The following is a 14,936-nucleotide window of genomic DNA, read 5'->3' as shown; positions in this document are numbered from 1 at the left end:
GGCCGCACGGAACGGCCCCGTGCGGACCGAGGTCACGCGACACGGTCCGGGGCCAGCCCCGCCACCGCTCCGACGACGATGACCGCCGGAGGAGCCACTTCCCGCCGCTCGACCTCCCCGGCGATCTCGGCCAGCGTGCTGCGCAGCGTCTGCTGGCCCCGCATGGTTCCCTCCTGGACCACCGCCACCGGGGTCTGCGGGTCCTTGCCGTGTTCGAGCAGCACGTCGGCGAACTCGCGGATCCTCTTGACGGCCATCATCAGCACCAGCGTCCCCCTCAGCCGGGCCAGGGCGGGCCAGTCGACGAGAGACTGCTCGTCGTAGGGCCCCACGTGCCCGGAGACGACGACCACCTCGTGGGCCACGCCACGATGTGTCACCGGCACGTCCCCGATCGCCGGGGCGGCGAAGGCGCTGGTGATCCCCGGCACCGTGGTGACGGCGACACCGGCCTCCACACAGGCGAGCAGCTCCTCGAAGCCGCGCCCGTACACGTAGGGATCACCGCCCTTGAGCCGCACCACGAAGTTTCCGGCCCTGGCACGTTCGATCAGCAGCCTGTTGATGACCTCCTGGTTGGCGGCGCGTCCGTAGGGAATCTTGGAGGCGTCGATCACCTCGACGTGTTGGCCGAGTTCCTCCAGCAGCTCCCGGGGGGCGAGGCGGTCCGTGATGACCACGTCGGCCTTCCCGAGCAGGTGCCGCCCCCGCACGGTGATGAGATCGGCGGCACCGGGTCCCCCACCCACGAGTGCCACGCCGGGCTGGTGCGGTTGCGCGTGTTCGTCCACCATACCGGTGCGCAACGCTTCGAGCAGGGCTTCCTTGACCGCTGCCGAACGCCGGTGGTCACCGCCGCCGAGCACTCCGAACAGCAGCCCGTTGTGTTCGGCCACGGCGGGTGTCACGGCGCTTCCCCGGGAGGCGTCGTCGGCCCGCACACAGAACACGCGTTCCCGTTCGGCCTCGGCGACGACCGACGCGTTGACCTCCGGATCGGAGGTGCACGCCACCGCGTACCAGGCCCGTTCCAGATCCCCCTCGACGTAGCTCCGCCGGTGCCACACCACCTCGCCCGACTCGGCCATCCCCTCCACGGCCGGGGTGGCCTCGGGGGCGACGACCTCGATGCGCGCTCCCGCTTTGATCAACCGTGGGATCCGTCGTTGTGCCACGGTTCCCGCACCGACGACGACCACTCGTCTGTCCTGCAGGTCGAGTCCGGCGAAGTAGTGATGTTGGCTGTGCGAGCTCATGTGAGTCAATCGTTCCTGTAGGTCTCTGCGCACCCCCGGCGACATCGGCGGGGTCCGACTGCGGCCGTCGGTGCCGGCGTTCTCCCCGCGGGTGTGGGGACACGCGGAAACCGCACTCCCCACCGCGGGAACGGTCACCCGAACGCGGCGAGCCCCCATCCTGCCATGAAGACCGCCGCGGTGGGACCTCCGAGAAGCCCGAAGTGATCCCCGATACTCCCGGGGAGAACACCGGGGCGGAAACCTCCCCGCCGCGAGGGCGGTTCCGCACCCCGCCGGACGGGAGACGGACCGCGGGAGACCTGCCGAACTGCACCCCGTGGCCGCGCATCCGCACCGGGTGCCGGGAGGACGCGCGACCGCCGGGACAGGAATTCGTCAGCGACGCAGGACCGAACGCAACGCGCCCAGCAGCATCTCCACCCGGTCGAGACGGGCGTTGTGCCCCATCAGACCGATCCTCCACACGCTGTTGGCGAACTGACCGGCCCCGGAGCCGATCTCGATTCCGTACTCGTTCAGCAGTCGCTTACGCACGTCGGCGGACTCCACGCCGTCCGGGACCCACACGCTGGTGAGCTGGTGCAGCCGGTGTCCCTCGGCGGCGAACAGGCTCAGTCCCATCTCCTGGAGTCCGGACTGCAACGCCTCTCCCGCAGCACGGTGGCGCTCGACGACCGACTCCATGCCCTCGTCCAGCACCCTGCCGAGCGCGGCGTGCAGGGAGGCGACCATCGCCGTGGGAGCGGTGTGGTGGTAGGCGCGCCCACCCGAGGAACCCCCGGTCACGTAGTTCCCGATGAGCCCCAGGTCCAGATACCAGGTGGTGGGCTTGTCCACCCTGCGCTGCCAGGCGCGCTCGGAGACGGTGAACGGGGCCAGCCCCGGAGGGACACCCAGACACTTCTGGGTTCCCGCGTAGGCGATGTCCACGTTCCAGGCGTCGAGGTCGATGTGTTCCCCGCCGATCGACGTGACGCAGTCGACGAGCAGCAGGGTGCGTTCGTCCCGTGCGCGCAGGGCCGCGCCGAGGCCGGCTATGTCGCTGCGCGCGCCGGTGGAGGTCTCGGCGTGCACGGCCGCGACCAGGGATGGTTCGGGATGAGCGTCGAGCACCCGTTGGATGTCCACGGGGTCACCCCAGGAGTGGTCGACCCGTACGACTTCGGCGCCGTAGCGGGAGGCGACGTCGCACATGCGCTCGCCGAACAGCCCGTTCACCGCTACGACGACGACGTCGCCGGGACGTACGAAGTTGACGAAGGCCGCCTCCATGCCGATGGAGCCGGTACCGGACAACGGGAGTGTCCGCAGGTTCTGCGTGCCCCACACGGTCCGCAGGCGACTTCCGGTCTCGTCGAGCAACGCCAGGAACTCCGGGTCCAGATGGCCGAGCAGCGGGGCGGCCAGTCCCGCGGTGGCCTCCGGATACGTGTTCGACGGTCCGGGTCCCAGCAGGGAGCGTTCAACCAGTGCCATGACTCCAACCCTAGGCACAGCTTCCCAGCGCAGCGGCCACACCCACTTGACGCGGATCGCCGCTGGGCACGGCGTATTCCGTAAGGCGAAATCGGGATTTCACGAGGCTTCGTGCGAGACGTGTTGAGAATGTCACAGAAAAACGGCGGGTGAGCCGGCCGTGCGGGCGGCATCCCGAGGGGAGGACGCCGTCAGGAGGAGGCACCCGCCTCCGCCGCCGCCACGGTCACCCCGGAGAAAACCCTCTTGGCCAGCACCAGCCGCCCCTCTCCCGCGCCGAGACCACGGGCGACGACGAGGGCCGCCGCCTCCGCCACACTGGGCGTGCCGACCGAGTCCCCCGCGGCGGAACCCGGATTCGGAACCGCCACCCCGGCCAGCTCCGCGGCGGTCAGGGAGCACAACGGCGGCTCTCCTCGCCGACCACGTGCCCCGTACTGTCGCAGCGCGGCCACCAGCCCCGGCTCCTCGGCCCGCCGGTCGAGCGTGGCCACGGCCCGGAAACCCTCCCCACGCCCCAGCAACGTCTCGGCGCCCAGCAACGCGCTCAGCACGGCGGACGCTGAGACACCGGAGGAAGCACCGATCCCGAGCACCAGCGGCGGATCGTTCCTCACAGCACGCCACTCCCCGGAACCCGAGCGCTGCGGCCGGAGGAAAAACGAGCGTTGCCGGGACCCCTCGCGCCTCGGAGGGGCCCGGTCACGTCCCCTCCTCCCCGAAGCGCCGACCGAACAGCAGCAGGACCGGTTCCGCCCCGGAGAGACGGGACCGTCCCTGTTCGGTCTCGGCGATCCGGTGCGCGCAGAACTGGATCCCGTCCACGACGTAACCCGCGTTGCGCAGTATGTCCCTGCTCGGCTTCACGCGGTCGAACTCCTCCAACACGAGCACCACCCGCTCGGCCCCCACGTGGGCACAGCCTGCGAGGACCTCGGGATCGGCGACGCCGACGAAGACGGAGTCCGGTTTGGGCAGTTCACGCAGCACCTCCGGAGCCCGCCCCTCCACCACGCGCACGTCGACGCCGTGCGAGGTGGCGTTGGAAACCAGCCGCACCGCCTGTGCCTCGTCCTCCTCCACGGCCACGGCGGCCGCACCCATGCGGGCGCACTCCACAGCCACGGCCCCGCATCCCGCACCGACGTCCCAGACCAGACTTCCCGGGCGCGGGGCCAGCCGGGACAGGGCCAGTGCCCGCAGCTCGGAACCACTGACCTCACCCTGTCGGTGGGAGAACTCCTCCTCCGCGACCCCCCAACCGCTGGGGGGAACGGGTTCTCCCCCGCCGTGCCACCCCCGAACCGGCACGGCGTCGGGGTCCCGCACGCAGAAGACGACGTTGGGTTCCAGCCAGGTTCGCCCGGCCGCCTCGGTGGGATCCACGGTGGTGACCCGTTCGTGCGCCCCGCCGAGATCCTCCCCGACGACCATGGTGCGCCGCCAGCCGGACAGACCGGCCGCCAACTGCGCGGGGCCCGCCCCCGAGGAGGTCAGCACCACCACCGCCTGATGGGCCCGGCACACGTTGAGCGCACGGCGCAGTCCCCCGGCGCGCGTACTGACCACGGTGACGTCGTCCCAGGACCGCCCCACCCGCGCCATGAGGCGTTGCACGCTGGAGACAGCCGGCAGCACCGAGCACCGCAGCCCCTTGGAACGCAGGGCGCGAACCGCCCCGAAGAACCCCGGATCCCCCGAGGCGAAGACCACTCCGACCTCGTCACCGGTGAGGGCGGACAGCGCGCTCATGGCCGGGCCGAGCGAACCCAGCTCGACGGTTCGCGCGCCTTCCGGAGCGTGGGAACGCAGCTGTTCGCGTGTTCCCACGACCAGTTCGGCCGCGTTCAACACCTCGGTCGCCCCCTCCGGCAACGACCCGCCGTCAACCCCGATCACCGTGACCGTCACGTCGCGCTCTCCGTCCGCGTACTCGCCCTCACCACAGGATCACCGGACTTCCCCTCATCCGGCGGACCGCTCGTTCCCGGACGTTCGTCCGGAACGGTTCGTCGGGACACCCGTGTCACCGGGCGGAGCGCTCCGAGCCGTGGGCTCGGGCACTCCGGTGGACACAACGAACCGTTCCACCGGGGCCCCTACTCCGAAGTGCCCGACGCGGTCCTCCGTGAAGTGCCGCTCTTGCGCGCTCCCCCGCTGCTCGTGGCGGAAGCGTCCGAACCCGTGGTCTTGCGCTGTCCCTTGCCTCTGCCACCCGTTTTCGTGCCCGAGCCCTTGCCGGAACTCTTCGCGGTGGCGCCCTTGGCTCCCGTTTTCGCGGTCTGTTTGGGCCGTGAGGCGCTTTCCTTCTCCTCCGAGCGCACGGTTTCGTCCACCTCGGACTCCGCCGTATCGGCGGGTTCCGCCCCTGAGGGAGCACCGTCCGTCGTCGCGGAGTGTGTGGCCTTCTCCACCTCGTTCACCTGTTCGGTCTCCCGGTCGGCCCCACCGGAATCACCATGGTCATTCTCACCCGCTCCGGAGACTCCGTCCACCTGATTCACCGTTCCGTGGGAAACGGTGTCCTCGGGCGGGGCCTCCGAACTCCGTGACGAGTCCACCGGGGAGCTCTGCTCCGCCTCGGGAAGGGAGTGTCCGAGCACCCCGGCGACCTCGGGGTCCTGGGAGGTCGTGAACAGATCGGGGGCCTGCCCCTCACCGCTGACGGAGGAACGCCCCGCCGCACCACGGATCTCCGGACGCGCCGTGTGACGGGCGTTTCGCTGCCAGTCGCGCACCGCCCACCAGGCCACGTCGGCCTCGGCACCCGTGGCACCGCGCTGTCCCCGTCCGCCCCCGCGGGACAACGGACCGTCCCGGGAGTCCTCCCCCGTGGGTCCCTCCCAGGAACCCGAGGCGGAGTAGCTCCGGTCCCGCGGCGAATCCCCGTCCGTGCCGCGCCGGCTCCCCCGGCTCCGCCCGCTGCTCCTCGTCGTCTCCCACTGCCCGGAACCGTAGGCACGTGCCCGGACCGGAGTCCGCCGCAGCGCGGGTCCGACCAGGAAGAGCGCGTGGCGCCACAAGCGGTGTCGCTTCACCACGCCTTCGACCTCGCCGACGTTGGTACGCAGAACCAGTTCGTCCGGGCAGGTGACCTTGTAGGCGACCACCACCGGAACGTCCGCGCCGTAGCCCCCGGAGAGGAGCCGTTCCACGAGCTGGCCGGTCCGGGCCGCGGACACGGACAGAGCCATCGTCCCGCCGCGTTCGGCGAACTCCCGGATCCGCTCCGGAGCGGGCAGGGACTGCCCCCCTCCGTCCGGTCTGGCCAGCAGCACCGAACGGTCCTCGGAGGAACCGGTGATCTCCCTGCCCACCACGGCGGCCGCCGCCGAGTAACCCGCCACACCGGGAACCAGTTCCACCTCCAGCTCCATGCGTGAGCACGCGTCGTACTGCTGCTGGACCCCGCTCCACAACGCCGGGTCCTCCGCGTAGAGCCGCACCACCCGCAGACGCTCCCGCTCGGCCCTGCGGTAGACCTCCAGTACCTCCTCGGCCCCCGCAGTCGTGGTGTCGACCAGCTCCGCGTCCCCACGTGCGTGCTCACGCACGCACTCCGCAGCCACCAGGCTCGGGCTCCAGAGCACGACGTCCGCCTCGGCTATCCGGCGCGCGCCACGCAGCGTCATCAGATCGGCCGCCCCGGGTCCGGCCCCGACGAACGAGACCGTCCCGGTGCGTGTTCCCCGAGTCATGCGCTAGTTCTCCTCTCCCGCCTCGCGGTGCAACTGATACCACTGGGACCGGCGCCACAGGTTCTCCCGTGGAGCTCTTCGGGGGACACGTGACGCCCGGCGCGTCACACGGACATGACGCGTCCGGAAGGGACGCCCTTCGACCGTACCGCCACGGTACGCGGTCCCGCGGAAGCGGCGGGTACTCCGTGGGAGTAAGGGGATTCCGGAAGGGGAGAGGCTCGGGAGGACCTTCGGCGAGCCGCTCGCGACTCCGCGCCGTCCCGCACCGGCGCGTCGCTCAACGCTCCGCGCAGGCCCGCACGAACCGGGACACCGACTCGGGCTGCCCCACGGGATGGGTGTGCAGGTAGGAGGCGTGCACACCGCCGTGCACGAACCCCTCGGCCACCGTCTCCGTCGTCCGCCAGTACCAGGCCGGATCCGGGTTCCCGGCCTCCCGCAGCACCGTCCGGTGGAACTCGTGGCCGCTCACCCGCTGTCCCTCCCGGAACAACACGGAGTCGGTGGCCGCCACGGCGGCGCGGTAGCCCAGGGTGAGTCGTGGGGACATCTCCGCGGTCACGTCGAGCACCCCGCAGAGCGGATAACCGTCCAGACTCGACGTCAGGTACAGCAGGCCGGCGCACTCGGCGTGGACGGGCGCACCGTCCTGGGCCAGCCCGGCCAACTGCCGACGCAGCCCCACGTTGGCGGACAGCTCCGCCACGTGCTGCTCGGGAAACCCACCGGGCAGTACCACCCCGTCGGTGCCGGGGGGAAGTCGCTCGTCACGCAGGGGATCGAAGGAGACCACCTCGGCCCCGGCGGCACGCAGCAACTCGGCGTGCTCGGTGTAGCCGAAGGTGAACGCGGCTCCCCCGGCCACGGCGATCCGGGGAGTCCGTGGCGGAGGAACTCCGTGCTCCAGCGCCCGCTGCGCCGACCACGGCCGCGCGGACAGCGGCGGAGCCTGTCGGGCCAGCGCGGCCACCGCCTCCAGGTCCACTCCCTCGGCCACCACCTCCCCCATGGCCTGCACGGCCCGTTCCGCCTCCGAACCGTGTTCGGCGGCGGTGACCAGCCCCAGGTGACGCGAGGGGACCCGTAGGGGTTCGGCGCGGCCCAGCACACCCAGCACCCGGATCCCGACCGTGGCCGCCGCCTCCCGCAGCACCTGTTCGTGACGCGGGGAGCCCACACGGTTGAAGATCACTCCGGCCAGCCGCAGGTCGGGTTGGAAGGAACGGAAACCGTGCAGCAGAGCTGCCGTGCTGTGACTCTGTCCCTTGGCGTCGACGACGAGCACCACCGGGGCCTCCAGCAGGGAGGCCACGTGTGCCGTCGAACCGAAGGAGGGGACCTCCTCGGCCGTTCCGAGCCGTCCGTCGAAAAGTCCCATGACTCCCTCGATCACGGACAGTTCCGCGCAACGCGCACCGTGACGGAAAAGCGGTGCCACGGAGTCCGCGCCGACCAGCACGGGGTCGAGGTTGCGCCCCGGACCGCCGGAGGCCAGGGCGTGATAGCCGGGGTCGATGTAGTCGGGACCGACCTTGAAACCGGCCACGCGCGTCCCCCGGCGGCGCAGGGCGGCCAACAGGCCGGTGGCCACGGTGGTCTTGCCGTGTCCGGAGCCCGGAGCGGCCACGACCAGCCGGGGAGAGTCCCCCTCCGCATCCGCCGGGAAACCCGAGAGGGTCACCACTCGATGCCTTTCTGTCCTTTTTGGCCCGAATCCATCGGGTGCTTGACCTTGTTCGTCTCCATCACGAGATCGGCCGTTTCGATCAACCGTTGGGGGGCGTAACGCCCGGTTATCACCACGTGCTGGAACCCAGGCCTGTCCCGGAGGGTCCGCACGACCTCCTCGACGTCCACCCAGCCCCAGTGCAGCGGGTAGCTGAACTCGTCGAGCACGTACAGGTCGTGCTGCTGGTTCTCGATCCGACGCGCGATCTCACGCCAGCCCTCCAACGCGGAGGCGGCATGGTCCTGCTCTCCGGTCTTCTTCCGCGCCCAGGACCAGCCCTCCCCCATCTTGTGCCACTCGACCGGTCCCCCCTCACCGGTTTGTTCGTGCAGCCGCCCCAGGGCACGGAACGCAGACTCCTCGCCCACGCGCCACTTCGCGGACTTGACGAACTGGAAAACGCCGATGGACCAACCCTGGTTCCATCCGCGCAGGGCCATCCCGAAGGCCGAGGTGGACTTTCCCTTCATCTCTCCCGTGTGCACGGCGAGCAGGGGACGGTGACGGCGCTGTCTGGTGGTCAGCCCGTCCTCGGGCACACTGTTCGGCTGTCCTTGCGGCATCGCTGACTCTCCCGGGAACTCGACGACGGCGTCCCCCTCGCGGAGGAACGCCCGTGGGAAAACTTCGTCCCCGTGACCGGCGGGACTCCCGAGGACACGGGGCTCGGAAAAACGCCCTCGCACTCGACCGGCCTGGGGTCGCCGGGAGCGCGAGGGCGCGGGGGTCCATCGCTGGGGAAAGATGGACGTCGCGCACTCTACCAGTGAACAACACGGGGCCGGCGACTCCGACGCACCGACGGAGGATCACACCCCCACCGGGCCCGGTGTCCGCGCCGCCCGCACCACTCCGGCCACGTTGTCGGCGGAGAGCTCGGACAGTCGCAGACTGGGAGCACCCAGCACCCTGGCTATGCGCTCGGCCATGCCCAGCCGGACGGCGCCGTTCTCGCAGTCGACCACCACCGAGGCCACCCCGAGATCGGCCAGCAACGCGGCCGAACGCATCGCGTCGTCGACGGCCTTGCGACTCCGTCCCCGCTGTTCTCCTCCCGCATCGACGCCGACCGTGGCCTTGCCGTCGGTGAGCACCACCAGCAACGGGCGACGCTGCGGGTCACGCATCCGCTCGGTGCGGATCACCCGGCGGGCGGTCAACAGCCCGTCGGCCAGCGGGGTCTTGCCACCGGTGGGCAGGCGGCGCATCCGCGCTGCTGCGGTGTCCACCGAGGAGGTCGGGGGCAGGGCGACCTCGCCGGAGTTCCCCCGAAAGGTCACCACCCCCACCTTGTCCCTGCGCTGGTAGGCGTCCCTGAGCAGCGCGAGCACCGCACCGCTCACCGCGGACATGCGCTCCCGCGCGGCCATCGAGCCCGAGGCGTCCACCGCGAAGAGCACGAGGTTGCCCTCACGCCCCTCCCGGACGCTGTGGCGCAGGTCCTCGGGGCGCAGCCGCAGTCCCGAGCCGGTACGCCCCCGGGCGCACTGGTGCGGAGCGGCGGCGGCCAGGGTCGCCTGCAGGTGAATACCGTGTCCGTCCACAGCGGAGGCACGCACCACCTGTCCCGAACGGGTCCGGGAGCGCGAGCGCCTCCCCGGGGCACCCTCCCCCAGTCCGGGTATCTCCAGCATTCGCGCCCGGTAATCCGGCTCCTCGGCCGTGGAGGTGCGCTCCCGGGGAGCTTTGGCGGAGTCGTCCTCGGCCCCTCCGTTCTGCGGGCCGGAGGGCGGTTCCCCGGCCGCTCCGCCACCGGGTCCCTGGTCCGGACCGTTCCCGTCGGGACTCCCGCCGACGCCCCCACCGGGTCCCTCATCCTCGGGGCCCTCGGAGTCCCCGTCGCCGGTGTCCGTCCGTTCCTCGGAGGCCGCGGAGGATCCTCCCTCGGTCGCACCGTCCTGGTTCGTTCCGTGTTCGGAGGGTTCCTCCGCCTCGACCTCCTCCGCCGCGTCGGCCAGTGCCTGCTGGAGCTGTTGTTCGTCCATACCCGGCTCGTCGAAGGGGTCGCGCCTGCGCCGGTGCGGCAGGGCCAGCCGGGCCGCGGCCTCCACGTCGGTCGCGGCGACGGCGTCGGCACCGCGCCAGGCGGCGTGCGCCACGGCGGTGCGGGCCAGCACCAGGTCCGCCCGCATCCCGTCCACCTCGAAGGACGCACACACCGAGGCGATGCGCTTCACCTCGGAGGAGGGGAGCTCGACCGACTCCACACGGGCGCGGGCCTCGGCGATCCGGTGGGCCAGCTCGGCGTCCTGCTCGGCCCACTCGGCGGCGAAACCGACGGGATCGGAGTCGAACCGCAGTCGACGCCGTACCACCTCGGTCCGGGTGTCCACCTCCCGGGAGGCGGCCACCTGCACGGTCAGGCCGAACCGGTCCAACAGCTGGGGCCGCAGTTCCCCCTCCTCCGGGTTCATGGTGCCGACCAGCAGGAACGAGGCGGCGTGGGACAGCGACACGCCCTCGCGTTCCACGTGGGCCCGTCCCATGGCGGCCGCGTCGAGCAACAGGTCGACCAAGTGGTCGTGCAGCAGGTTCACCTCGTCGACGTAGAGCACTCCACGGTGCGCGGCGGCGAGCAGCCCCGGTTGGTAGGCGCTCACCCCCTCGGTCAGCGCACGTTCGACGTCCAGCGAACCGACCAGACGGTCCTCGGAGGCTCCGACCGGCAGTTCGACGAGTCGAGCGGGCCGTCTCGTCGCGGGGGCCGTCCCGTCGTGCGGCCCGTCGGGACAACGCGGGTCGGGGGCACTCGGATCACAACCGAACCGGCAGTTCTCCACCACATCGACGGCGGGCAGCAGCGCGGCGAGCGCACGCACGATGGTGGACTTGGCCGTTCCCTTCTCTCCGCGCACCAACACCCCACCGATACGGGGGTTGACCGCGTTGAGCAGCAGTCCCAGTCTCAGATCCTCGTGGCCGACCACGGCGGAGAAGGGGTAACGCACTGTCGACGACGTCGACGTGACAGCGGTCATCGCCGGTATTCCTTCCTAGGGTCTCGGACGCCCCTGGTTGCGGAACGAGACAACGGCAGTGTCCTGACTCCCGGATCGGCACGCCCCTCCGGCCTTCCCTGAAGAACTTCGGTGGCAACTCGTACGGGAGGGCCGCTCCCCGGTCACAGTGGCGCCGGCCGTGCCGGATTCCCACCGGCTTCCTCACCGTTGCTCGCTTGGACCAACGTGCATGGTCGCAGAAGCCGACCCGGCGACCAAGCGTTGTGTGCTATCTCGTTAGCCCGGTCACGTTCCCGGGACTTCTGCGCATGTCCACGTGCGTGATGCCGTCCTCCTCGTAGGGCTCGCCGTACTCGACGAAACCGAAGGAACGGTAGAACCCGACGGCGTAGCTCTGGGCGGACAGCACCGCACACGACTTGCGCACCTCGGCCACCGCCGCGTGCATCAGTTTCCTGCCCAACCCCACACCACGTCCGTCGCGGGCGGTGCACACCCGTCCGATCCGGTAGCTGCCGTCGGGCTCCTCCAGCAGCCGCAGGTAACCGAGCACCCGCGCTCCGCCGGAGTCGATCCAGAAGTGCCTGGTGGAGTCCTCCAGGTCCCGTCCGTCCAGTTCCGGGTAGGGACACCGCTGTTCCACCACGAACACGTCCACCCGCAACCGCAGCATGCGGTAGAGGTCCTCGGCGGCCAGGTCGGCGGTGTAGGCCCGGTGTACGGCGGTGGCAAGGGGCTGCAGACTCACCCTTCCCTGCCTATCACACCGCGCGGCCCGCACGGTCCGCACCGGTCACGGGGTCGGTTCCGCCCTCCGGGCTCCCTCCGCCCGCACTCGGGGCCGCCGCACCGGCGGGTGACGGTATCGTTGTGCGCTCGGCCCGCCCGTCACAGGAAGGAGACCCGGTGAGTCCCGAGACACCGACGACGGTACCGGCGATGCCCAAGGCCGAGCTGCACATCCACATCGAGGGAGCGCTCGAACCGGAGCTGATCTTCGACCGGGCCCGGCGCAACGGGTTGACCCTGCCCTACGCCGACGTCGACGACCTGCGAGGACGCTACCAGTTCACCGACCTGCAGTCGTTCCTGGACCTGTACTACACGGGCATGAACGTGCTGCGAACCCCGGAGGACTTCACGGCGTTGACCGAGGAGTACCTCACCAGGGCCGCCCGTCAGGGAGTGCGGCACGCGGAGATCTTCTTCGACCCCCAGGCGCACACCTCACGCGGTGTGGCCCTGGAAACCGTGCTCGACGGTGTGGAGGCCGCCCTGGCCGACAGCAGGCGACGTTTCGGGGTCAGCACCGCGCTGATCGCCTGCTTCCTCCGGGACCGCGGACCGGAGGAGGCGGAGCGCACGCTCGACGAGCTGCTCGCCCACAAACACCGCGTCATCGGTGTGGGACTGGACTCCGCCGAGTTGGGACATCCGCCCGCCGACTTCGCGAGGGTGTTCTCCCGCGCCCGCCAGGAGGGACTGCGGCTGGTCGCCCACGCCGGGGAGGAGGGTCCCGCCGAGTACGTGTGGCAGGCGCTCGACGTGCTCGGGGTGGACCGGGTGGACCACGGAATCCGGGCGGTGGAGGACACCGAGCTGGTCAGGCGGCTCGCCCGCGACCGTGTTCCGCTGACCGTGTGCCCCCTGTCGAACGTGCGTCTGCGCTGTGTGGACAGTCTGTCCGAACACTGCCTGCCCCGGCTGGCGGACGCCGGGATCCCGATCACCATCAACTCGGACGACCCGAGCTACTTCGGCGGCTACGTCGGGGACAACTTCGCCGAGATCGAACGTGAGCTGGGCTTCGACACCACCGCACTGCGGGAGTTCGCCGTCAACTCCGTCGAGGCGTCCTTCCTGCCCGAGTCCGAGCGCGAGCGGCTCCGGGAGCAGACGGCCACGCACTGACCGGGACCGGAAACGGCTCCGCCGGTCGTCGCCGACCCGGGGCGGGCGACGACCGGCGGCCCTGGCCGTCCTCCTCCCCGGGGAAACCAGTACCGGTTTCAGCGCTCGCTCATCTCGTCGGCGTAGTGGGCCAGCCTGGTGTAGACACCGGGAAAACCGGCCCGTGCGCAGCCGCTGCCGTAGGAGACCACTCCGACCAGACGCCCTCGGACCACGAAGGGCCCTCCGGAGTCGCCGGTGCAGGCGTCCCTTCCCCCCTCCGGGTAGCCCGCGCAGAACATCTCGGTCTCATCGAAGGTGGTGTAGGCGCGCTCACACGCGGAGTCCGCCATCACGGGAAGACGTACCGAACGCAGCACGGCGGCGGCCGGGGCCGATTCGCCGGTGCGGCCCCAGCCGTAGACGGTTCCCGTCACACCGGGCCGGTAAGGCGCCGTCTCACCCTGCCGGACCATGTCCACGGTGGGCAGGTCCACGGGCTCGGCCAGCGTGACCACGGCCACATCGGATCCGCGCGTGAAGTGCTCGTAGTCCGCGGGGCGCCGCACGTGTGCGACCCGCACCGTTCGGCCCTGTGGGCTCCGCAGGTCCTTCCTCCCGACCACCGCGCGGAGGTCCCGTGGCGGACGGGCCCGACCACTGGCCGGGTCCATCGTGCAGTGCGCGGCGGTGACGACCCGGTCCACGGCCACGAGAGCACCTCCGCAGAACTGTCTTCCCGCCACGTCGGTGAGAGCGACCACCCACGGCACCTGGCCACGCACCACTTGTTCCCCACCGACGATCCGGGCCCGCACCGGCGCCCGAGCACCCGGCGCGGACGCCGCGGCGGTGGAGGTGCCCAGCAGCGTCACCAGAGCGACCACCAGCACTCGCAGAAACGCCCCCGCCGTGTGCGTCGTCCCCCGGCGTCGCCTTCTGAAGCGCATCAACCGTCACCCCGCTCCGGCCTGTTCCGAACCCGGCGGGACTGTAGCCCCGATGTAGGACTGCTCACAGGAGGGACAGCTCACAGCTTTCGAATAATTTTTTGCGTTAGTATGGGTATATACAGGAAAGTTTCCTGGATATAGACCATATTTGCGCCGTTCGTCCTCAACGGCTTGTTGTCGGCTCCAGGAAGCTCCCATCCCGGTGGCACCCGAGATCACTCGATCGAGCGAGTAATTCCGCACGATCGAGTGACTTCGTTCGTGCCGTGCCGGAGGACCCGGATCACACCACGTCACCAGCGGAAGGGAACGCCATGCTGTTGGATCTCGGCACGCTGCCGGCCTTCGTGCTCGCCAGTGCGGTGGTCATACTCACGCCCGGCGTGGACACTTTCCTGCTGCTGCGCACCTCGGTCCGCTTCGGCACCCGCCCCGGCGTGTACGCGCTGGCGGGCATACACACGGCCAGCCTGATCCAGGTGGCCGTGGTGGTCTCGGGGCTGGGAGCACTGGTCACCAGCAGCCCGGAAGTCCTCTCGGTGATGAAATGGCTCGGTGCCGCCTACCTGGTGTACCTGGCCGTCAGCATCCTGCGCGGCCTGTGGCTGACCCGACGGGAGGCCGCGAACGCACCGGTCCCCGAGGAAACGGCCCGTCCCGATGCCAACCCCTTCCTGCGTGGGCTGCTGAGCAACATCACCAATCCGAAGATGCTGCTGTTCAGTCTGGCCTTCCTGCCCCAGTTCGTCGGCTCGGCGGCGAGCCCGGCGATCCAGCTGGCGATGCTCGGCGGGGTCTTCCTCCTGCTGGCCGCGGTCTGGGAGTTCGCGATCGTGTTCACCTCCTCGCGGATCGCGGACAAACTGCGCAACCCGGGATTCCGCAACTCCCTGGACCTGGTGAGCGCTCTCGCCTTCATCGGTATCTCGGTGGGGCTGGTGGCGAGCTGACCGCCACCCGTTCCACGG

Annotated in this window: 12 protein-coding genes and 1 riboswitch; of the genes, 2 read left to right on the top strand and 10 right to left on the bottom strand. The window is 70.6% G+C overall.

What is annotated here, in order from left to right; translation table 11 throughout:
• Positions 1-32: 32 nt before the first annotated feature.
• From cobA to CEP50_RS14730, 9 genes are all read right to left on the bottom strand, one after another.
• On the bottom strand, positions 33-1,256 hold the full coding sequence (gene cobA / locus CEP50_RS14770) for a uroporphyrinogen-III C-methyltransferase (RefSeq protein WP_106114539.1): 1,224 nt from the start codon (positions 1,254-1,256) through the stop codon (positions 33-35).
• Between the two features lie 378 nt (positions 1,257-1,634).
• A complete protein-coding gene (locus CEP50_RS14765) occupies positions 1,635-2,735 on the bottom strand; it encodes a pyridoxal-phosphate-dependent aminotransferase family protein (protein WP_106114538.1) in 1,101 nt (366 codons plus the stop codon).
• A 191-nt stretch (positions 2,736-2,926) separates the two neighbouring features.
• Positions 2,927-3,352 carry a cobalamin biosynthesis protein gene (locus CEP50_RS14760; protein WP_219905492.1) on the bottom strand — a complete coding sequence of 142 codons (426 nt, stop codon included), beginning with the start codon at positions 3,350-3,352 and terminating at the stop codon, positions 2,927-2,929.
• A gap of 85 nt (positions 3,353-3,437) precedes the next feature.
• The gene (gene cbiE, locus CEP50_RS14755; protein ID WP_106114537.1) at positions 3,438-4,646 is read right to left on the bottom strand and encodes a precorrin-6y C5,15-methyltransferase (decarboxylating) subunit CbiE; all 1,209 of its coding nucleotides are present in this window, start codon (positions 4,644-4,646) and stop codon (positions 3,438-3,440) included.
• Between the two features lie 188 nt (positions 4,647-4,834).
• Positions 4,835-6,433 carry a cobalt-precorrin-4/precorrin-4 C(11)-methyltransferase gene (locus tag CEP50_RS14750; protein ID WP_106114536.1) on the bottom strand — a complete coding sequence of 533 codons (1,599 nt, stop codon included), beginning with the start codon at positions 6,431-6,433 and terminating at the stop codon, positions 4,835-4,837.
• Between the two features lie 280 nt (positions 6,434-6,713).
• On the bottom strand, positions 6,714-8,120 hold the full coding sequence (locus tag CEP50_RS14745) for a cobyrinate a,c-diamide synthase (RefSeq protein WP_106114535.1): 1,407 nt from the start codon (positions 8,118-8,120) through the stop codon (positions 6,714-6,716).
• Positions 8,114-8,728 (bottom strand): cob(I)yrinic acid a,c-diamide adenosyltransferase, encoded by a 615-nt coding sequence (cobO, locus tag CEP50_RS14740; RefSeq protein ID WP_106114534.1) that lies wholly within the window; start codon positions 8,726-8,728, stop codon positions 8,114-8,116. Before cobO ends, CEP50_RS14745 begins: the two co-directional genes overlap by 7 nt.
• 246 nt (positions 8,729-8,974) lie before the next feature.
• On the bottom strand, positions 8,975-11,143 hold the full coding sequence (locus tag CEP50_RS14735; RefSeq protein ID WP_106114533.1) for a putative cobaltochelatase: 2,169 nt from the start codon (positions 11,141-11,143) through the stop codon (positions 8,975-8,977).
• Between the two features lie 37 nt (positions 11,144-11,180).
• Positions 11,181-11,365, bottom strand: a riboswitch (cobalamin riboswitch).
• 28 nt (positions 11,366-11,393) lie between these two features.
• On the bottom strand, positions 11,394-11,873 hold the full coding sequence (locus CEP50_RS14730) for a GNAT family N-acetyltransferase (protein ID WP_106114532.1): 480 nt from the start codon (positions 11,871-11,873) through the stop codon (positions 11,394-11,396).
• Between the two features lie 191 nt (positions 11,874-12,064).
• Between CEP50_RS14730 and CEP50_RS14725 the strand changes: the two genes are divergently transcribed.
• On the top strand, positions 12,065-13,036 hold the full coding sequence (locus tag CEP50_RS14725) for an adenosine deaminase (RefSeq protein ID WP_106114554.1): 972 nt from the start codon (positions 12,065-12,067) through the stop codon (positions 13,034-13,036).
• A 98-nt stretch (positions 13,037-13,134) separates the two neighbouring features.
• Here the strand turns inward: CEP50_RS14725 and CEP50_RS14720 are convergent, their stop codons facing one another.
• Complete coding sequence (locus tag CEP50_RS14720) at positions 13,135-13,965, bottom strand: serine protease (protein WP_106114531.1); 831 nt, start codon at positions 13,963-13,965, stop codon at positions 13,135-13,137.
• A 317-nt stretch (positions 13,966-14,282) separates the two neighbouring features.
• On the opposite strand from CEP50_RS14720, the gene CEP50_RS14715 reads away from it, so the two are divergent.
• Positions 14,283-14,918 carry a LysE family translocator gene (locus CEP50_RS14715; RefSeq protein ID WP_106114530.1) on the top strand — a complete coding sequence of 212 codons (636 nt, stop codon included), beginning with the start codon at positions 14,283-14,285 and terminating at the stop codon, positions 14,916-14,918.
• The last annotated feature ends 18 nt before the right edge of the window (positions 14,919-14,936 follow it).

It is taken from the genome of Actinopolyspora mortivallis (assembly GCF_003001495.1).
Lineage (GTDB): Bacteria > Actinomycetota > Actinomycetes > Mycobacteriales > Pseudonocardiaceae > Actinopolyspora > Actinopolyspora mortivallis_A.
The sequence above is the reverse complement of the archived record's forward strand: the minus strand, read 5'-3'. Positions and strand labels throughout refer to the sequence as shown.